Source organism: Desulfotignum phosphitoxidans DSM 13687, from assembly GCF_000350545.1.
GTDB classification, from domain to species: Bacteria; Desulfobacterota; Desulfobacteria; order Desulfobacterales; family Desulfobacteraceae; genus Desulfotignum; species Desulfotignum phosphitoxidans.
This window is the reverse complement of sequence record NZ_APJX01000005.1, coordinates 166,906-184,953: the sequence shown is the minus strand read 5'-3', so window position 1 is coordinate 184,953 and position 18,048 is coordinate 166,906. Positions and strand designations below refer to the sequence as shown.

The following is an 18,048-nucleotide window of genomic DNA, read 5'->3' as shown; positions in this document are numbered from 1 at the left end:
TCTATAACTGCTGGTAAAGGGTTTTATAGGTGTGTATCATCCGATCAAACGTAAAGTTTTCCAGAAACCTTTTGTTTGCCTGATTTCCCATTGCCTGTGATTTTCTTTTATCCAGGGCCGCTTCTGTCAGTGCCCTGGACAGGGCCGAACCATCCCCTGTAGGTACCACCCATCCGGTCTGGTTGTTTACAACAATTTCAGGGTTGCCCCCGGCATTGCTGACAATGGCTGGAACCCCGGCGGACATGGCCTCAAGAAGAGCCATGGATGTGCCTTCACTCAAACTTGCCAGAACAAATACGTCCAGTACCGGTGCCAGGGCAGCGGCATCTTTCTGATACCCGGCCAGGACCACATGGTCGGAAAGCGACATGTGAATAATTTTTTCTTTGATTTCATTGAACAGCGGCCCATCCCCGATGATCAACAGTTTCAGGTCAGGACAGCCGGCCAAAGCTGTCTGAAATCCATCCAGAACAACACAGAGATTTTTAATGGGATCCAGCCGGCCGATAAATCCGGCCACCACATCTTTTTGAGTGAAACCGAATCTGGCCCGCAAGGCCCTGCGTTCATCCGGGGCCATGGCAGGCAGGGGCCGGGTTCCGTTATACACCACATGGGTTTTGTCCGGGTCAAGGCCTTCATAGAGAAACAACCGGTTTTTCACATCATGGGACACGGCGGTCACCGTGTGTGTCAGTCTCTGCAAAACCATCCGGTTGAACGCCCGCCTTTTTTTATTGAGCACCTCAGGATACAGCCGGCCGTGTTCTTCAAACAAAAGTTTCGGCCTGGGATACAGCAGCCGTGATAACCCGGTATAAAACCAGGGGGTGCACTGATGGGCGTGAAAAAAATGGATAAGGTTCCGGGCTGCATACCGGGCCAGCATTACCGGCAGCCGCAGATCCAGTCCGGGCTGGCGGTAAAGGGACAATACCGGTATGCCGGCCCTCCTGATCGGGTCCGCCCAGATCCCGGGTTCATCCAGGCAGATGATCCGGATATCATATTCTTTATGCAGTGCCAGGGCCATGTCAGCTGCCAGGCGTTCTGTACCGCCTAAGTTCAAGGAATGCACCACATATGCCACCCGTTTGTTCACGACAACAGATGATCCAGTTTTTCCAGGCAGGTCTGCCAGGCATACCGGGTTTTGATCATCTCCCTGGCTGACCGGCCCAGAGAGAGGGCATATGGCCGGTTTTTCAAAAGCGTCACAACCGCCCCGGCAAACTCGGTTTCTGTGTCTGCCACCAGCACATGGGTCCCGGCCCGGGCATTGATACCGCAAAAAGCAGCAGATGTGGCAACCACCGGCCGGCCCATGGCCATGGCCTCAAGCACCTTGTTCTGAATTCCCCTGGCAATGCGCAAAGGCACCACACACACCGTTGCTTTTTGATAATATTCCCGGATATCTGCAACATACCCTGTGACAACCACACCGGCTGTTTTTGACAATGCCCTGATCTCAGGGGATGGATTGCTTCCCACAATCAAAAATCTGATCTGTGGGAAAACTTTTTTTATCTGCGGCAAAATTTTTTTGTAAAACCATATTACCCCGTCAATATTGGCATAATAATCCATGGCACCGGTAAACACCAAGGTGGGATCACTGCCGGGTTCAGGTAATTGCGTATCCCCGCAGAAATAATCTGCATCCACCCCGTTGGGCACCGGGGTCACATGTCTGGCACCCGGAACCTGCCCCTTAAACAGGGCAGCTTCATTTTCAGAAACAAAGATGGAAACATCAAATGACTGGTTGATTTTTTTCTCATACGCCAGCAGCCGCCTGGACTCAGCCAGAAAAATTTTTGACATGGGGAATCGTGCGGTTTTGGCATACTGGCGCCACTTATCAGAATCCACGTCACAAAAATCCATGACCAGCCGGGGAGCCGGCTTTTTTTTTCTGATGGCCGGCAGGTTATAAAGCACATAGGGAGCCATGGAAGAGGAAAAACAAAAAACAGCCTGGTAGGGTTTTTCATTTAACAGCGCCAGCACCCGGTGTCTGGCTGCGGCATCATAAAAATACCCCTGTGTGATCGATTTTCCTGCAACAAACCCCAGGATGCCTTTTATTTTCGCCTTCAGTGCATTTACCGGAAAAACAAACACCTTTTCACACAGTTTTTCCAGGTCTGCGGCAAACCGCACATCACCCGGATCATCTGCAAAGGTGACCAGATCAATCTGCCATTTTCGGCACAGATAGGTTATCTGATGAAAGGTGCGGATCTTGTCCCCTTTATCAGGTGGAAAAGGAATCCGGTGGCAGATATACAGCAGCCTGGGCTTTGGATCAGTCATGTTTTTTTAAAAAAACCACTGCCATGGTCCGGGCAGTAAAATAAAGATACAATAGTACAGTCAACTGCAGTTTTTGGGTCAGATCTGTTTTTTTTCCTCTTAATTTATACAGGGCCGGCAGGAGAGGAAAACAGGCCGCAGCCAGCACCATCCAACCTGTTGCAGCTGTGAGATGAAACATCAGAAAAATCAGACAGGCCGGCAGAAATATCCCGAAATAGACCGGCACTGCAAGACTTGGCAGCTCCTTGAAAGAGATACCGTGGGCAAACACTCCGGAAAAACTTGACCTGCCCCGCCACAGCTCTTTTTTGAAAAATTCTGCCATGGTGGCTGCCTCTCCCAGATGAACCACCTTTATGGAGCGGTCTGACACAATTTTTCCATATGCAGATACCCGGTAGGAAAAATCAACATCTTCGCAGGTTTCCAAAGATTCATCAAACCCGCCGGCTTTCATAAACACCTTTTTTGCCACAAACAAATTCATGGATTCAAGCCAGTCAACATCAGCCACATGTGTTTTTTTTTGTCGGACAATGAACCAGGTGTTCTGAACCCATGTGGCGTTTTCAGGGATCTTTGGGGCCGATCCCCAGGCAGCAACAGTATCATCCTCAAAATACCGGGCCGCACAGGCAACCCAGTCAGGCGAGACCACACAGTCGGCATCCACAAATGCCAGGATATCTCCTCTGGCATGCTCGGCCCCCAGGTTTCTGAGGCCAGAAACATTTTTTGTATCATCTTGTAACACAATGGCACCTGATGCGCGGGCAATATCACAGGTGCTGTCAATGGATCCATTGTCAATGATAATCACTTCCAGGTGCGTTTTGGGCCAGTCCAGATCTGCAATGGATTTAAGGCACCGCGGCAGACAGGCTTCTTCGTTATACGCGGGAATGATAACGCTGACTGTGTGTGTCATGCTAAAGAGAAATATACTTTCGGGTCAGAACGCCCAGACCGGTGCTCACCGGCCCCGGCAGTTTTCTTATTACAGCTTCTGCCAGATTTCTTTTCATCCCTGACCTGCCGGCCGGCTGTTTCTTTGATGGGGCAAGATGCGGAAACACAGCCGGATCAAACGCGGCCCAGTGCAGATCAACCGGGACCGCTCCCCACTGTTTTTTAAACCGGAATGTGCCGGCATCGGGCGTGGACCGGCCAAAGTCCAGCATTTTAAAACCATTGGCAGAAGCAAAGGACAAAAATCCCCAATACAGCAGCATATTGGGGTTCAAGGAATTGAAGCGGCGCAGAGACGATGCCCAGGGAACCGATACCAGACAGGGATGGCACAGGATCATGCCTGCTGCGGCCGGCTCGCCTGCCGGCGTGGTCACCACCCCGATATGGGCACGGCTGCCGTAAAAAGCCAGAATCCGGTAAAACCATTCAAATGAATGCACCACTGATCCCAGATCATGCATGTTTTCACAAAAGATCCGGTAAAACAGGGGCAGAAGACGGCGGCCGCCCATATGAAACTTCAGGCCGTCCCGCATCGGTTTTTTTACCTGGCTCCTGACTTTGGATTTTAAAGATCCCAGCAGGCAGTTTGGATCATCCGGCAGCGCCCGCACCATCCTGACCTTGCCGGAATGGCGCGTAAGATTTGGATCCAGACCGGCAAAAGGCTTCACAGACCGGATTGCCACTTCAGGGATCTTTTTTTGGGCTGCATATGCCATTGCATGGGCAAGCAGGGCTGCTTCAGTTTCAGGTGAATCAGCCAGAACTCCGCCGGCATCACAATAGGGCAGTGACACCAGTGCCCCTTTTGTAAAGGGCGCATGCAGATGAATCAGGGGCAGAATCCCTTGTACCCGGCCCTGGTTCTGCTGCCGGCTCTGGGCCACAAAACAGATGCTTTTGAACCGGTACGCCGCTTCAACCGCCCGGATGAACCCGGATAACTGGTATGCGGTACCGCCCGGATGGTTGCAGACATAGTGGTTCCATGCACCCTGATCCTGAGAAGTGGTGGGCCGGATAAAAACTGTTGAACTCAGCATGGCATCTGCGCCAAAAACCGGCTGACAGTTTCAAACCTGGCCCATTTAAAGGCCTGGATCATGGCGGCCAGTTTTGAGGCGGTGCGGTTCAGGCAGGTGTAATGACGAAATTTCAGCCAGGGATGGATTCCTATGACCCGGGGCTGGCCCGGATCAAATTCCCAGGGATGGGCATAAAACACAAACGCATTTTGTTTTTTTAAGACAGACTGCATCCCAAGCTTGAAAAAAGCTTGCGGCAGCAGCCTGAAATATCCGCCTCCGCCCAGGGGCAGAACCCGGCCGCGGAACTCAAAATTGCTCACCGGCACTTCACAAAAATCCGGGCTGATGCAGACAGATCCCCGGTGTTTTGAAAATTGTGAAAAATCGAATTTCCCATAGCGGCCATGGCCCGAAAAGGAATTGTAGCTGGAATCATACCTGTAGCCGGCCTTTTGGATCAAATTCAGCGCCGTTGGTGTGATGGAAAAACTTGGGGCGCGGTACCCTGAAACCGGCAGGCCCAGCATATCTTCCAGCATTTTTCTGCTCATATCCAGATCCTGGGCCAGTTCTTTTGGGGTCATTTGTGAACACAAACCGTGCCCAAATCCGTGGGATGCGACTTCATGGCCCCTTTGGGCTATATTTTGCACCAGATCCGGGCATTTTCGGGCCACCCACCCTAAGACAAAAAAGGTGGCTTTGGGCCCAAAGTCAAAAGAATCCAGCAGATCCAGAATCAGGTCTGTGTTTTTTTGAACCCGCAGTTCCCGCTGGTGCCAGGTTGAAACCGGAATCTGTGACTTGAGATTCTCAACCTGGAACCAATCCTCCACATCAAAGGTCAGCAGGATGGAAGGCTTCTCTGCCGATGCCGTGGTATTCAAACCCAAATTCCGCCACCTCTTCAGGATCATACTGGTTTCTGCCGTCAAAAATGATCTTCTGGTTCAAAAGCTGTCCCATGCGTTTGAAATCCGGGCGGCGGAAGGTTTTCCATTCCGTCACCAGGATCATGGCATCCGCGTTTTCCAATGCCTGGTACTGATCGTTTGCCAAAATCAGGCGGCTGCTTTCCAGCCACGCTTCGGGCAGTTCTCTGGCTGCCTGTGCCATGGCCACCGGGTCATAGGCACACACTATAGCCCCGGCTGCAAGCAGATTGTCTATGAGGACGATGGAAGCGGCCTCTCTCATGTCATCGGTGCCGGGCTTGAACGCCAGTCCCCAGAGGGCAAACCGTCTGCCGCTCAGATCCGTGCCCAACCGGGCTTTGATTTTTTCAGCCAGCACTTTTTTCTGAAGATTGTTCCGGTTTTCCACCGCTGCCAGCACTGCCGGGTCCACCCCGGTATCTTTGGATGTTTTAATCAATGCCTTGACATCTTTGGGGAAACAGGACCCGCCATATCCGGCCCCGGGATAGATGAACGAATACCCGATGCGGGAGTCGGACCCGATTCCTTTTCTGACATTTTCCACATCCACGCCCAAGTGTTCACAGATGTTGGCGATTTCGTTCATGAACGAAATCTTGGTGGCCAGCATGGCATTGGCCGCATATTTGGTCATCTCCGCATCCCGCACGTTCATGAGAATCATCTTGTCCCGGTTCATGGAAAACGGGGCATACAGCCGGGTCATAATTTTGGCGGCCCTTTCCGAGTTCGCTCCCACAATAATCCGGTCCGGTTTGAGAAAATCCTGGATAGCGGCCCCTTCCTTGAGAAATTCCGGATTGGACACCACATCGAATTCAAGATCAATTCCCCGGGTGTCCAGCGCTTCCTGCACCACTTCAGCCACCTGGTCGGCCGTGCCCACCGGTACTGTGGATTTGTCCACAATCACCGCGTAATCGGTCATGCACTGCCCGATCCGGGCCGCCACCCGGCGCACATACTGCAAATCAGCGGATCCGTCTTCTCCCGGCGGGGTGCCCACGGCAATGAAAAAAATCTGGCAGTCCCGGGCGGCGTCTTCCAGACGGGTGGTAAACTGTAATGTGCCGTCCGCCATATTCTCCTGGACTATCCTTTCCAGGCCCGGCTCATAAATCGGCAGAATCCCTTTTTTCAGGTTCTCAATTTTTGCGGTGTCAATGTCCACACAGGTGACCCGGCTGCCCATTTCGGCAAAGCAGGCTCCGGTTACAAGCCCCACATACCCGGTGCCGATGATTGTCAGTTTCATGATTGTTTTCCTGTCTGTCTGTTTTCTAATTTCAGTTCAATGATAAATACCAGATATACCAGGACCAGGGCGGCCCCGAAAATGATCAGTCCGGACATGTCATGGAGAAATCCATGGGCCGTATCCGGGCTGATCCATACCGCCATGGCGCCGGTGACGGTCAGCCGGATCACATTGACGGCCACGGCAATAGGAACAGCTGAAAAGAACAAAACCCATTTTTTCACCACAGATAACGGGGCCATATACGCGAAAATGCCGGTCAACGCCAGCAAAGAGGTCAGGGACCGCAGGCCTGAGCAGGCATCCACCACTTCCAGGGAAGTGACGGCCAGATGCAAAATGTTGCCTTCCCGATACACCGGGATTCCGATCCATGCAATCATGCCGGCAGACAGTTTTGCCGCCAGCAGTTGAAGGGGAAATGCCACCTGGTTCCACAGAATGGCCGGGATGGGAATCATCAGGATCAGATAGGCCACCGGAATCAGCACAGCCTTAAACATGGAAATTCCCAGTGCGTAAATGATGATCCCGGACAAGGTGATCACCATGGAAAACCGCATCATAAAAAGTTCCGCCCCGATATTGGCCGCCACATGGACCAAAAGCCCCAGGATGATAATCCCCAGACCGATCCGGGAAGGCTGTATGGGGATTTTTCTGAGCTGATCTTTTTTATACCAGACCATGTAAAGAAAGATCACCGGGATCAGAAATCCATGGGAAAAATTGGGGTCTGAGGACCAGTCCGACACCAGGCCCGAAAGGGTCCTGAAAAACAGCACGAAAAATCCGACAAAGATAAGGCCGGCCTGGATCCAGAAACGGGTGTTTTTGTGTATCATATTCTTGGCCTCAGGAAGGGATATAATCGTCCAGTAAAGGTTTCAGGTCATCGGCAAAATCTTTGAGCAGCAGGACCGCTTCCTGGCGGCTGTTTTTTACCGGCGTGATCAGCCGGACAAACGCGCCGTCGGTGCGGTTGCGGAAAACCGCATCAATCACCAGCCAGATTTTCTGCATATACTCCGAAGCGATGATTCTGCCTCTGGAATGGAACCAGTAGAGTACCATCTGGTACTGATCTCCTTTTTTCAACACCAGGGAGGCCACTTTGAAAGACGCTCCGGTTTCAGGATCCGTCAAAATCTCCCGGCCGGTTTCCACAATATTCCATCCGGCACCGGGCATGCAGTTTCTGGGAGAATGGATCAGATCCCCCTGGCGCTGGCTCTGGTAGAACCCGATATACAGATTGACAAATTGACCCGAAGGCCGGGTAAAATCCGACAGCACATACGCTTCCACACCCAGCACATTGGAGATCGTTTCATCCAAAGCCCCTTTTTTACCCTGCCAGGGGCCGATGCGGTCCGGAAAATCATGAAAAGCTTTGGCCGGCGGAATATTTTCGGTACGGCTGGTGAGCATCACTGCCCCGTGGGCAGCTGCCAGAAGTGCCACCACCACGATAAGTCTGAGCCAGGACATGGCTATCGCTCCCAATTGAACAACTGATCTTCCAGGGCCTGCCTGGACGGGTCGGCTGACATGGTTACCGGGGTTTCAGGCACCAGGTCAATTTTCAGAAACAGGCGGTTGTCCGTGTAATCCTCTCTAAAGGCATCCGTGGTAGTGAAATCCACAAATGAATAGCCGACATTGACATACAGCCATTTCAGGGGCTGCCAGGCCAGACTTGCCCCCAGTATCATCCGGGTATCTTCCCTGTCTGATGCGGTTTCCTGATACTCATCCCGCCGGAGCGCAGCGGACAGGTTGGATGTCACCTGTTTGAACAGGAGATGACTCAATTGCGCGCCGGCCTGATAATACGTGGTGAATCCCAGGCTGGATGCCTGGTCTCCTGATGCGGCATATCCGCTGATGCCGGTCAAAGACAGTTGGGTTCTGGGACTGAAGCTGAAAATTTTATAGGCATCGATATCCAGGAACGGATCCACGGAATCATTGTCATGGTTGCTCCAGTCATGGAACAAGGCCCCCACACCCAGGGAGATGCCCGAATCCTCGGTGACCTGCCAGTCAAACCCCACGGACGGATGAAAGGTGTGATGGGTCAGATCCTGTGTTTCCGAATAGGAATGCCGGTACTTTACAAAGGTATCAAAGGTTTTGGAAACGGTTTTGATGAACCGGATATCTCCGGACAGGGTTCTGGTATAATCAAAGGTATCGTCAAAATCCCGGTCTTCATAGGACAGGTTTGCATCCATCCCATATCCGGGGGAAAACCAGTAGGATACATAACCGGCAGGTTCGTACCGGGTGTAAGCATCCGGGTCCGGGTTTTCATAGGAATCAAATTCATACAAAAAAGTCACCCGCACATGGTTTTTAGGGCCGTACTGGTGATGCACCCCGGCCCGGCTGGTGTTGCGGGTGTGTTCCTTGTAATCCCCGGTGCGGGACTGGCGGTCGAACCGGTCTTCATACTGGTGACCATAGGTGAGGCGGGTGGCTTTTCCTGTCTGGGATATGCCTGAAACATAGGCCTGGTGACGTCTGGATTCTCCTTCCAGGTTGTCGGAGTCCCCATCGTAAACCAGTCCATAGATGAGATCCGTGTGCCGGGCCGGGTTTATTTCTCCGGTCAGCGTCACATAATGGCCGAGCCGGTCCCGGTCATTGAGATTCCTGTAATCTTTATACTCCGGAGAATAGCTCAGATACAGGCGGTGTTTTTCTTCCAGAATGCCGGCAGTGAATTGCAGGGCGTAGGTGGTGATGAACTCTTCTTGTTTGTTGGTATGAGTGGAAAAATAATTGTCCTGATATTCTTCGGTCACCGACAACACCGGAATGACCTGAAATACGGTTCTGGCATGCCCCTGTCCGGCAACGGCCCATACAAAGCCTAAGATCAGAACAAATCGAAAAATTTTCTGTCTGTGTCTGCTGATTTTTTTTCCCATGGGATGGCTATGGCACAATGATAACATCATCGGCCTGCAGAAAAATATCCTTGTTCATTTGACCTTTGACGATATCTTTGTAGTCGATTCGAAACACGGAAAGGTCGGTTCCGTTACGCCGGTACAGCAGAATCCGGTCCTTGGATGCCCATTGGGTGAACCCCTTGGCCAGGGCAAAGGCCTGAATCACCGTCAGTTTTTTAATCAACGGATATTCTCCGATTTCCAGAACCTCTCCCAGAATGTAATACCGCTGACTTACAGCATTGACCAGGGTCACCGTGACCATGGGTGCTTCCACAAATTTGGATAGCTGGGTCTGGATCGTTTGCTTCAGGGCCACAGTTGATTTGCCCAGGGCCAAAATGTCGTCCAGCAATGGAAAAGTGATTTTTCCGTCCCGGCGTACCTGCACCATATCCAAAGACAAGTCCGGCTCTTTCCATGTATGGATGCTCAGGACATCTCCGATACCGATGATATAATCACCGCTGGCACTGATGCTGCCGTTTTTTTCCGCCGCGGAGGCGGAAAATGCGATCAAAACCATCAACGCGGCCAGCCCCATTGTTACTTTATAGTTTTTTTTGCGCATAGCTCCGCCCTTTCGATGCCGTTTCACAAAAAGGCACCCATTGGAATGACTGATTCTATTTAATATAAAATGCTGAACAATTCAACTTGTGTTGCCATAATGGCTGTAGGGATACCGGGACAACACCGGTTTTTTTGAAAAATTTTTGATCACCCCCAGAATTTTTTTTCTGCCGTAGATATCAATAAGATTTTCCACTTGTTTTCGGGTGGTTTTCCCATACCGGACCACAATAACAATACCGTCCACCACTCTGGCAATGGCATTGGTTTCAGACGTCAGATTGGGGGGTGGGGTATCGATAATCACATATCGGTCCCGGTACCTGGATTTAACCTCATAAAGCAAGGTCCGCATCTGCTCGGATGACAGCAGTTCCGACGGATTCTGCGGGATGGAGCCTGCCGGCAGCAGCGTCAGTTTGTTGATAAATGTTTTTTTGAGCATTTCAGGCAACGGCATGGCCCGGGCCAGATGATCACTAAGCCCCGGGCCTTCCGGGAAGCTGAACAGGGTGTGAAGCGTCGGGGATCGAAGATCACAATCCATGAGCAGCACATATTCATCGATACTTTTAGCGATACTGACTGCCAGGTTGGCTGCCACAAAGGATTTGCCTTCACTCGGAGACGGGCTGGTGATCATGATGGACCGGGGCGGGTCCCCTTTTTCAGGAAACAGGATATTGTTTTTCAAAATTCTGAACTGTTCCGCTTCCAGGGAATGGGGCTTCAACAAGGTCACCATGGACGGATGCACGGTTTTCGGTAAAATCTGCCGGTCATTCGCAGGAATTTCCCCGGTTTTTACTGTATGGACCGGTACCTCATCCTCCTGAACTCGATGGTCCTGCCTGGCTTTTTCCAGGGCATCAAATAATTTCCCCAAGTCAGCGCTCCCTTAATTTAAATGTGCAGCATCGTTTTGATGGCGGTGAGGGTCCGGTCCAGCCCTTTGACATAAAGAACGGCAAAAAAAGCAAAAAAAGCCGCCGCATACAGACTGCACAACGCAAATGCTGCCACCTCAACCCATTTGCGGGTAGTGGCATTCGAAGTTTGCAATTCAGGAATTGTGGCCAGAATCGATAACTTCAGTTCCTCCTCAATCTGCTCATCCCGCCGCAAAGAGGAATCAAAAAATTCCAGCAGAAAAATAATACCGGCAGCCAATCCCAGGCCTGCGGCCATGGACAGGAAAAAATATTTTTTCACATCCGGCGACACCGGTTTTTCAGGCAATTTGGCAGAATCCAGAATTCTGAACTGTTCCCCTTTCTGCTTTTTTTCCATGTTGACAGAAAGCTCCGCTTCCAGTTTTCGATTCAGCAGCGAATTGTAGATATCACGGATATTGGCATAATCCCGGTTTAATGACTGTAATTCCATTTCCCGCCGGGGGGTTTCTTCCACCCGCTTCTGATAGGTCACCATTTTTTTTTCAATGTCGTCCAGCGCCATGGTCAAAGATCGGATTTCACCTTTGAGTTGGTCCCGTTCTGATTTCAACCGTTTCAACCGGGGATCTTCCGGAGGCGGCACCAATGGTTTCAATGGGAGATCTGTGTTTTCTGCATCGGGGTCGTTTTCTTTTGCCACCAGTTGTTCAAGATTTTCAATGGTTTTCGCAAGCCGTTTCACATCCGGATGCCGGGGGGTGTAAACGGTCAGCAATCGGTCATATTCCTGACGGGCCTGACGCAGTTTTTCCTGATTTTCCGTAACCACATCTCTCATCCCGGTTTCCGGGGTACCAGACCCTTCCTGAATCGGTTGCCGGGCCCGGGTTTCAATCTCGTTGATCCGGGATTCCACCAGGGCCAGAGAGGTTTTCGCTTCCCTGAGGATGACATGCTTGTCCACCATCTGCTGCTGAAGCCGATCCAGGGTTCTCAGATTGGTCTCCAATTCATCGGGAAGTCCGCCTAAATGCTGGGCACGGTATTCAGACAGTTTTTTTTCCAACTCTTCCAGCCGCTGCCGGGTCTTTTCCAGCTCAAAATCCAGAAATTCGCTGGTTCCCACAGCCTGCGCTTCTCTGACTTTAAGGTTTTCATCCATGAAATAACTGGCAAGGGTGTTGGCGATACGCATCACCCGTTGGGGGTCGCTGCCGCTGAACCGGATGGAAAACGATTCAGTGCCATGCCGTGCCTGCTCAATTTTCACATTTACCCGTTTGCGCATTTCTAAAATTTTATCTTCCAGATACATATCCGGACGATCCGCATACAAGCCAAATTGATCGATGATCTTTTCCAGATTGCTCCGGCTCAGAATCTGCTGGGAAATGGTATTAATCCGCTGATTGATACTGGAGGTCACCACGGACCGCACATATTCGGACGGCACGCTCTGCTGCTGAACCAGAATCAGGGTGGATGCCTGATAGGACTTGGGGGCCTTGAGCGTCAGCCCCACTCCCAGAGTCAAAAAAAAGCAGAGTGAAAGAACGATCAACCACCTTCGTCTGACAATGATTTCCAGAATCTCTTCCGGTTTGATCGGTTTTTGAGGTTGCAGCATGTTCACCATGACATTGTCATACCTGCTGAAAAAATTGAAAAAACGAGTATCGCGATTCTATTTATTTATGCGCGCATTCTTTCTTAGCCGGGCTGTTTTGTCAACCCCAAAGAACCCGGGATCCGGATATTGACAAGCGCTGTTATTCCAATTAATCTGTCATATTATGACAACACATGCATCTGTATTACTCAAAGACTATACTCCGCCTGATTTTCTGGTGGACCGGGTGACCCTTGTTTTTGACATCCGGCCCGAGGAAACCCGGGTGACTTCGACATTGACCCTTTTTAAAAACCCTGACAAATCCAACAAATCTTCTGTTCTGAAAATGGATATGGGAGATTTCGAGATTCAGTCCGTGACACTGGATGGTCAGAACCTGTCTTCCAACGCGTTTCAGGCAGATGGAAAACAGTTCATTGTACCGGATATGCCGGATCGGTTTACTTTGGAAACCAGGACTTTGCTTTGTCCGGAGAAAAATACCCGGCTGGAGGGATTGTATCGATCCCGCGGGATCTACTGCACCCAGTGCGAAGCCGAAGGGTTCCGCAATATCACCCCGTTTCCGGACCGGCCCGATGTCATGGCCCGGTATACCTGCACCATCATTGCGGACAAAACCGCATGCCCGGTGCTGTTATCCAACGGCAACCCCGTGAAAGCAGGGGATCTGCCGGACAACCGGCATTTTGTGACCTGGGAGGATCCATTCAAAAAACCATGCTACCTGTTCGCCCTGGTGGCAGGCAATCTGTCCTGGATTGAATCGCCGTTTGTCACCCGGTCCGGAAAGCATATTACCTTGAAAATCTTTGCAGAACCTGAAAATATCGACAAGTGTCACCATGCCATGGCCTGCCTCAAACAGGCTGTCAAATGGGATGAGGAAAGGTTCAACCTGGAATATGACCTGGATTTGTATCAGATTGTGGCCATCAATGATTTCAATGCCGGTGCCATGGAAAACAAGGGGTTGAACATTTTCAATGCCAAATATGTGCTCGCAGACCCGGCCACGGCAACGGATGACGATTTCATGAACATCCAGCGGGTGATCGGACACGAATATTTTCACAACTGGACAGGCAACCGGGTCACCCTGAAAAACTGGTTCCAGCTCAGCCTGAAAGAAGGGCTGACCGTTTTCAGGGACCAGGAATTCACCTCAGATCTGAATTCCCGATCCGTGGAGCGCATCAGCAATGTCAAAACACTTCGAGCCTTGCAGTTTCCGGAAGACAGCGGACCCATGGCCCACCCGGTGCGGCCGGACGCCTATATCAAGATGGACAATTTCTACACCATGACCGTGTATGAAAAAGGCGCGGAACTGATCCGCATGATCCATCAGTTCCTGGGGGAAACCCTATTTCAACAGGGAATGGCCCTGTATTTCAAGCAGTTTGACGGTATGGCCGTCACGGTCGAGGATTTTTTATCTGTCATGGCACAGGCCGGCCATATGGACATGACCCAGTTCAAGCGATGGTACACCCAGTCCGGTACGCCTACAGTGACCGTGACCCGGTCCTATGACCCGGACACCCGCATTCTGTCTGTGACCTTTGCCCAGCACACACCTTTCGACAGAAACCAGTCTGAAAAACAGCCGCTGCATATTCCCATCCGCATGGGGTTGATTGATCCTGAGGGCAAAGACATCATCCCGGAACAGAAATCATTGATCCAGATGAGGGATGACACACACACTGTGGCGTTTCAGAACGTGCCTTCCGGCACCCTGCCCTCGGTGTTCCGGCAGTTTTCCGCCCCGGTCAAGATATCCACGGATCTTTCGGATGAAGAACTGGCATTTCTCATGGCCCGTGATACCGATGACTTCAACCGGTGGGATGCGGCCCAGACATTGTTCAACAAAGAGATTCAAACCCTGGTGTCCGCCATCGCCCGGCACCGGCCGCTAACCGTATCGCAGAACCTGGTGCAGGCATTTGAAACCGCTTTATCAGACCAGTCCGCGGACCGGGCATTTCTGGCCAAAGCCCTGGCCATTCCCCAGGAAATGGAACTGGCAAATCTGTTTGACTGCATTGATGTGGATGCCATTCACGCGGCCAGACAGCACTTAAAAACCCACCTGGCCGCCACGCTTACCCCTTTGTTTTTAAACACCATAGACCAGTGCGGTCACTCCGACCCCGAAAGTCTTTCCATCCAGGATATCGGGAACAGAGGATTGAGAAACCTGGCAATATCCTATATGGCAAGCCTTGGCACGGCATCTGTCCATGACATCGTATGGAAGGCATTTCTGGCGGCTGAAAACATGACCGATGAATTTGCCTGTTTTAAGATCCTTTGTACCACCACCCCTGAGTTGAAACGAAAAAGCGCGGCCCGGTTTTATGATAAATGGTCCCATGATCCCCTGGTCATGGATAAATGGTTTTATGTCCAGGCGGTTTCTCCTTTGGCCGATACGTTGCCATGCGTGAAGGATCTGGTGACACATCCGGATTTTACGTTGACCAATCCCAACCGGGTCCGGGCCCTGATTTACGGATTTGCCATGAATAATCCCGTTCATTTTCATGAAAAAACCGGCAATGGGTACGAGTTTATCACGGATAAAATCCTGGAACTGGACACAATCAATCACCAGATCGCGGCCCGTCTGACCGGATGTTTCAATCATTGGAAAAAATATGATTCCCACCGACGGGTTTTAATGAAACAATCCCTTGAAATACTGGCAGCCTCGCCAAATCTGTCCACCAATGTGTATGAGATTGTTTCCCGGGCACTGGCCTGATATCTAATGGCCATAATAGGCCAGGTACCAGTCCACAAACTGTTGAATGCCCCGGGGCACAGGCGTGGAGGGTTTGAATCCGGTATCGGCCATCAGATCGCTGACATCCGCATAGGTGGCCGGCACATCCCCGGGCTGAAGCGGCAGGTATTCTATTTGGGCTTTTTTGCCTAACGCGGTTTCAATGGCTTTGACAAAATCCATCAGTGCCACAGGCTGGTTGTTGCCGATATTGTACAGCCGGTAAGGTGCGCAGCTTGATGACGGATCCGGCCGGTCCGAAGACCAGTCCGGGTTTGCTTCCGGAATCCGGTTCATGACCCGGATGACCCCTTCCACAATATCATCGATATAAGTGAAATCCCGCTGCATTTTTCCGTGGTTGAATACTTTGATGGGCTCGTTTTTCAAAATTGCTTTGGTAAACAGGAACAGCGCCATGTCCGGCCGGCCCCAGGGACCGTACACCGTGAAAAAGCGCAGACCGGTTGTCGGCAGATTGTATAGATAACTGTAGGTGTGGGCCATCAGTTCGTTGGCTTTTTTGGATGCGGCATACAGGCTGATGGGATGATCCACGTTCTGGTGCACGGAAAACGGCATATGGGTATTTAACCCGTACACGGACGAGGAGGATGCATACACCAGATGTTTCACCTTGCTGTGGCGGCATCCTTCCAGAATGTTTGCAAACCCGGTCAGGTTGCTGTCCACATATGTGGATGGGTTTTCGATGCTGTGGCGCACCCCGGCCTGGGCCGCCAGATTCACCACGCAGTCAAACGCGTGGGATGAAAACAAAGCCGCCATATTCTGGCGGTCTGCCAGGTCCAGTTTCTGAAACACAAAGCCGGGCTGTTTCTCCAGCCGGGCCAGTCGGGCCTGCTTCAGGGTTACATCATAATAATCATTGAGATTGTCAATCCCATAAACCGTATGCCCTGACTCCAGCAGGCGTGCACTCAGGCTGTAGCCGATAAATCCGGCAGCGCCGGTGACAAGAACGTTCATTTCAATTCCTTTTCAAGTTGGTGAATGTGATACAATGTGGCCCCCACCGGGGCAAAAGAGAGTGTCAGAATATTGAACCAGGGAACGATGAGCAGCAGACCGAACCCGATATGAAAACCTAAGTTCTGCCGCAGAAACCCGAATCGATCCTTGAAAGGGCGCATTTGTCTGGCCGGGACCAAGTCGGTATTGTCCCAGGCCAGAAACACCCCGGCGGTGATGGCTGACAAAAAGAAAATCACCGGCCCCAGAGGAGTAAAAAATCCCGCCACCATGATGACAATGGTGATGATCATGGGTATGACGGCCCGGGGAATTTCCTGAAAAATCAAATACCCCGCCAGCTTGAACCAGGAACCGTCAGCATAGGAGATCTCTTTTCCCAGAACAATTTTTTCCGTGACCCGGGACATATAGTCCATGATGAATACATTGAAACACACCTGAGCCACCAGATAGGCCGCCACCACACTTAAGGCGGCCAGTACCAGGGACAGCAGCCAGGACACCAGGTGCCAGACATAGACCAGAACCCCGCTGTCCGGCAGGGTCCAGATCCCGGACATGATCGCGTCATGATTCAATAAAATCATTCCTGAAAACAACACCGTCAGAATCAGGATGACGGCAAACCGCAACAGCCCGAGCCACAGCAGTTGTGGATGACGGAATGACAGCGTCAACCCCTGAATATTGTATTGAATGCCTCGAAAAAAATCCATCCGCGTTCCTTGCATCCCGCAATGATAAGCCTTATTTATGAATTACAACTGAACGTGTACTATAAAAACACGCATCACCAAATACAAGGAGATTTTTTTTCATGACCGTTTATTATGTGGATGGGGCATTTGTTCCCGCCCATGAAGCAATGATCCCGGTGGATGATCTGGCCATTCTCCGGGGTATCGGTATCTGTGATATCATGCGCACTTTTCACGGCAGGCCCTTTTTTGTGGATGCGCATATTGACCGGCTCATGGATTCCGGAATAAAAATCGGACTGAATCTGCCCTGGACCGCCAAAAATATCAAACAGATCGTGTTTCAAACCCTGGAAAAAAATCCAGGCCTGGATGAAGCCAACATCCGCATTGTCATCACCGGCGGCTCCAGCCCCGATTTTCTGACACCCACCGGCCGTCCCCGGCTCATCATTATGGTCACCCCCATCAATAAACTGCCGGAAACGTGGTACACCCAGGGGGTCAAAGTGATCACCCTGGTCCAGGAACGGCCTTTGGCCGGTGCCAAGGTCACAGCCTATCTCCCGGCCACCATGGCAATGACCCGGGCCAAAGCCGCCGGAGCCATGGAAGTGATTTACATAGACAAAAACCGGAATGCCCAGGAATGCACCACCAGTAATCTGTTTGCGTTTTTCGGCGATACCCTGGTCACCCCGCCGACGGACGGTATCCTTAAAGGTATTACCCGGAAAGTGATCCTGTCTTTAGCGGCAGACCGGTTTAAGGTGTCGGAATCCCCCATCCCCTTGGAAAAACTGCTCACTGCGGACGAGGTGTTCATCACCGGTACCAACAAAGGCGTGGTGCCGGTGGTCCGGATCGATGACAGCCCCATTGGAAACGGCAGGCCCGGTTCTCACACCCAGACCCTCATGGCCGCTTTGGCCGACCATTCAAAAAATTTTTAACCAAAAAATAATGACACA

At 51.3% G+C, this 18,048-nt stretch carries 16 protein-coding genes; 2 read left to right on the top strand and 14 right to left on the bottom strand.

Annotated elements, in window-relative coordinates; translation table 11 throughout:
• Position 1 precedes the first annotated feature (1 nt).
• The 12 genes from DPO_RS12770 to DPO_RS12715 all read right to left on the bottom strand — a co-directional run bounded on the left by DPO_RS12770 (position 2) and on the right by DPO_RS12715 (position 12,592).
• Entirely contained in the window at positions 2–1,108 is a 1,107-nt protein-coding gene (locus DPO_RS12770; protein ID WP_006966366.1) for a glycosyltransferase, read from the bottom strand.
• Positions 1,105–2,325, bottom strand: a complete 1,221-nt coding sequence (locus tag DPO_RS12765) for a TIGR03087 family PEP-CTERM/XrtA system glycosyltransferase (protein ID WP_006966365.1) — start codon at positions 2,323–2,325, stop codon at positions 1,105–1,107. Before DPO_RS12765 ends, DPO_RS12770 begins: the two co-directional genes overlap by 4 nt.
• The gene (locus DPO_RS12760) at positions 2,318–3,256 is read right to left on the bottom strand and encodes a glycosyltransferase (protein WP_006966364.1); all 939 of its coding nucleotides are present in this window, start codon (positions 3,254–3,256) and stop codon (positions 2,318–2,320) included. Before DPO_RS12760 ends, DPO_RS12765 begins: the two co-directional genes overlap by 8 nt.
• A gap of 1 nt (position 3,257) precedes the next feature.
• Positions 3,258–4,346: a GNAT family N-acetyltransferase gene (locus DPO_RS12755; RefSeq protein WP_006966363.1), complete on the bottom strand. Its 1,089-nt coding sequence runs from the start codon at positions 4,344–4,346 to the stop codon at positions 3,258–3,260.
• Complete coding sequence (locus DPO_RS12750; RefSeq protein ID WP_006966362.1) at positions 4,340–5,224, bottom strand: XrtA system polysaccharide deacetylase; 885 nt, start codon at positions 5,222–5,224, stop codon at positions 4,340–4,342. Before DPO_RS12750 ends, DPO_RS12755 begins: the two co-directional genes overlap by 7 nt.
• Entirely contained in the window at positions 5,169–6,524 is a 1,356-nt protein-coding gene (locus DPO_RS12745) for a UDP-glucose dehydrogenase family protein (protein WP_006966361.1), read from the bottom strand. The genes DPO_RS12750 and DPO_RS12745 overlap by 56 nt, the downstream gene beginning before the upstream one ends.
• Entirely contained in the window at positions 6,521–7,372 is an 852-nt protein-coding gene (locus DPO_RS12740; protein WP_006966360.1) for an exosortase/archaeosortase family protein, read from the bottom strand. The genes DPO_RS12745 and DPO_RS12740 overlap by 4 nt, the downstream gene beginning before the upstream one ends.
• A 10-nt stretch (positions 7,373–7,382) precedes the next feature.
• Positions 7,383–8,018, bottom strand: coding sequence for an exosortase C-terminal domain/associated protein EpsI (locus DPO_RS12735; RefSeq protein WP_006966359.1), 636 nt, complete (start codon positions 8,016–8,018; stop codon positions 7,383–7,385).
• A 2-nt stretch (positions 8,019–8,020) separates the two neighbouring features.
• A complete protein-coding gene (locus DPO_RS12730) occupies positions 8,021–9,463 on the bottom strand; it encodes a porin family protein (protein WP_029725132.1) in 1,443 nt (480 codons plus the stop codon).
• 7 nt (positions 9,464–9,470) lie between these two features.
• On the bottom strand, positions 9,471–10,058 hold the full coding sequence (locus tag DPO_RS12725; RefSeq protein WP_006966357.1) for a polysaccharide biosynthesis/export family protein: 588 nt from the start codon (positions 10,056–10,058) through the stop codon (positions 9,471–9,473).
• 81 nt (positions 10,059–10,139) lie between these two features.
• On the bottom strand, positions 10,140–10,946 hold the full coding sequence (locus DPO_RS12720; protein WP_006966356.1) for a polysaccharide biosynthesis tyrosine autokinase: 807 nt from the start codon (positions 10,944–10,946) through the stop codon (positions 10,140–10,142).
• Positions 10,947–10,963: 17 nt separating this feature from the next.
• Positions 10,964–12,592, bottom strand: coding sequence for a GumC family protein (locus tag DPO_RS12715; RefSeq protein WP_006966355.1), 1,629 nt, complete (start codon positions 12,590–12,592; stop codon positions 10,964–10,966).
• 157 nt (positions 12,593–12,749) lie between these two features.
• On the opposite strand from DPO_RS12715, the gene pepN reads away from it, so the two are divergent.
• Positions 12,750–15,362, top strand: coding sequence for an aminopeptidase N (pepN, locus tag DPO_RS12710; protein WP_006966354.1), 2,613 nt, complete (start codon positions 12,750–12,752; stop codon positions 15,360–15,362).
• Positions 15,363–15,365: 3 nt separating this feature from the next.
• On the opposite strand, the gene DPO_RS12705 is transcribed toward pepN, so the two are convergent.
• Positions 15,366–16,373 carry an NAD-dependent epimerase gene (locus DPO_RS12705; RefSeq protein WP_006966353.1) on the bottom strand — a complete coding sequence of 336 codons (1,008 nt, stop codon included), beginning with the start codon at positions 16,371–16,373 and terminating at the stop codon, positions 15,366–15,368.
• Positions 16,370–17,095 (bottom strand): EI24 domain-containing protein, encoded by a 726-nt coding sequence (locus tag DPO_RS12700; protein WP_006966352.1) that lies wholly within the window; start codon positions 17,093–17,095, stop codon positions 16,370–16,372. Before DPO_RS12700 ends, DPO_RS12705 begins: the two co-directional genes overlap by 4 nt.
• Before the next feature lie 101 nt (positions 17,096–17,196).
• Between DPO_RS12700 and DPO_RS12695 the strand changes: the two genes are divergently transcribed.
• Positions 17,197–18,030 (top strand): aminotransferase class IV, encoded by an 834-nt coding sequence (locus tag DPO_RS12695; protein ID WP_006966351.1) that lies wholly within the window; start codon positions 17,197–17,199, stop codon positions 18,028–18,030.
• The last annotated feature ends 18 nt before the right edge of the window (positions 18,031–18,048 follow it).

Bases quoted from the DNA above. Each gene is read 5' to 3' on its own strand.
- DPO_RS12765 (WP_006966365.1), bottom strand. From the start codon at position 2,325: ATGACTGATCCAAAGCCCAGGCTGCTGTATATCTGCCACCGGATTCCT.
- DPO_RS12760 (WP_006966364.1), bottom strand. From the start codon at position 3,256: ATGACACACACAGTCAGCGTTATCATTCCCGCGTATAACGAAGAAGCC.
- DPO_RS12755 (WP_006966363.1), bottom strand. From the start codon at position 4,346: ATGCTGAGTTCAACAGTTTTTATCCGGCCCACCACTTCTCAGGATCAG.
- DPO_RS12745 (WP_006966361.1), bottom strand. From the start codon at position 6,524: ATGAAACTGACAATCATCGGCACCGGGTATGTGGGGCTTGTAACCGGA.
- DPO_RS12740 (WP_006966360.1), bottom strand. From the start codon at position 7,372: ATGATACACAAAAACACCCGTTTCTGGATCCAGGCCGGCCTTATCTTT.
- DPO_RS12735 (WP_006966359.1), bottom strand. From the start codon at position 8,018: ATGTCCTGGCTCAGACTTATCGTGGTGGTGGCACTTCTGGCAGCTGCC.
- DPO_RS12730 (WP_029725132.1), bottom strand. From the start codon at position 9,463: ATGGGAAAAAAAATCAGCAGACACAGACAGAAAATTTTTCGATTTGTT.
- DPO_RS12725 (WP_006966357.1), bottom strand. From the start codon at position 10,058: ATGCGCAAAAAAAACTATAAAGTAACAATGGGGCTGGCCGCGTTGATG.
- DPO_RS12715 (WP_006966355.1), bottom strand. From the start codon at position 12,592: ATGGTGAACATGCTGCAACCTCAAAAACCGATCAAACCGGAAGAGATT.
- pepN (WP_006966354.1), top strand. From the start codon at position 12,750: ATGACAACACATGCATCTGTATTACTCAAAGACTATACTCCGCCTGAT.
- DPO_RS12705 (WP_006966353.1), bottom strand. From the start codon at position 16,373: ATGAACGTTCTTGTCACCGGCGCTGCCGGATTTATCGGCTACAGCCTG.
- DPO_RS12700 (WP_006966352.1), bottom strand. From the start codon at position 17,095: ATGGATTTTTTTCGAGGCATTCAATACAATATTCAGGGGTTGACGCTG.
- DPO_RS12695 (WP_006966351.1), top strand. From the start codon at position 17,197: ATGACCGTTTATTATGTGGATGGGGCATTTGTTCCCGCCCATGAAGCA.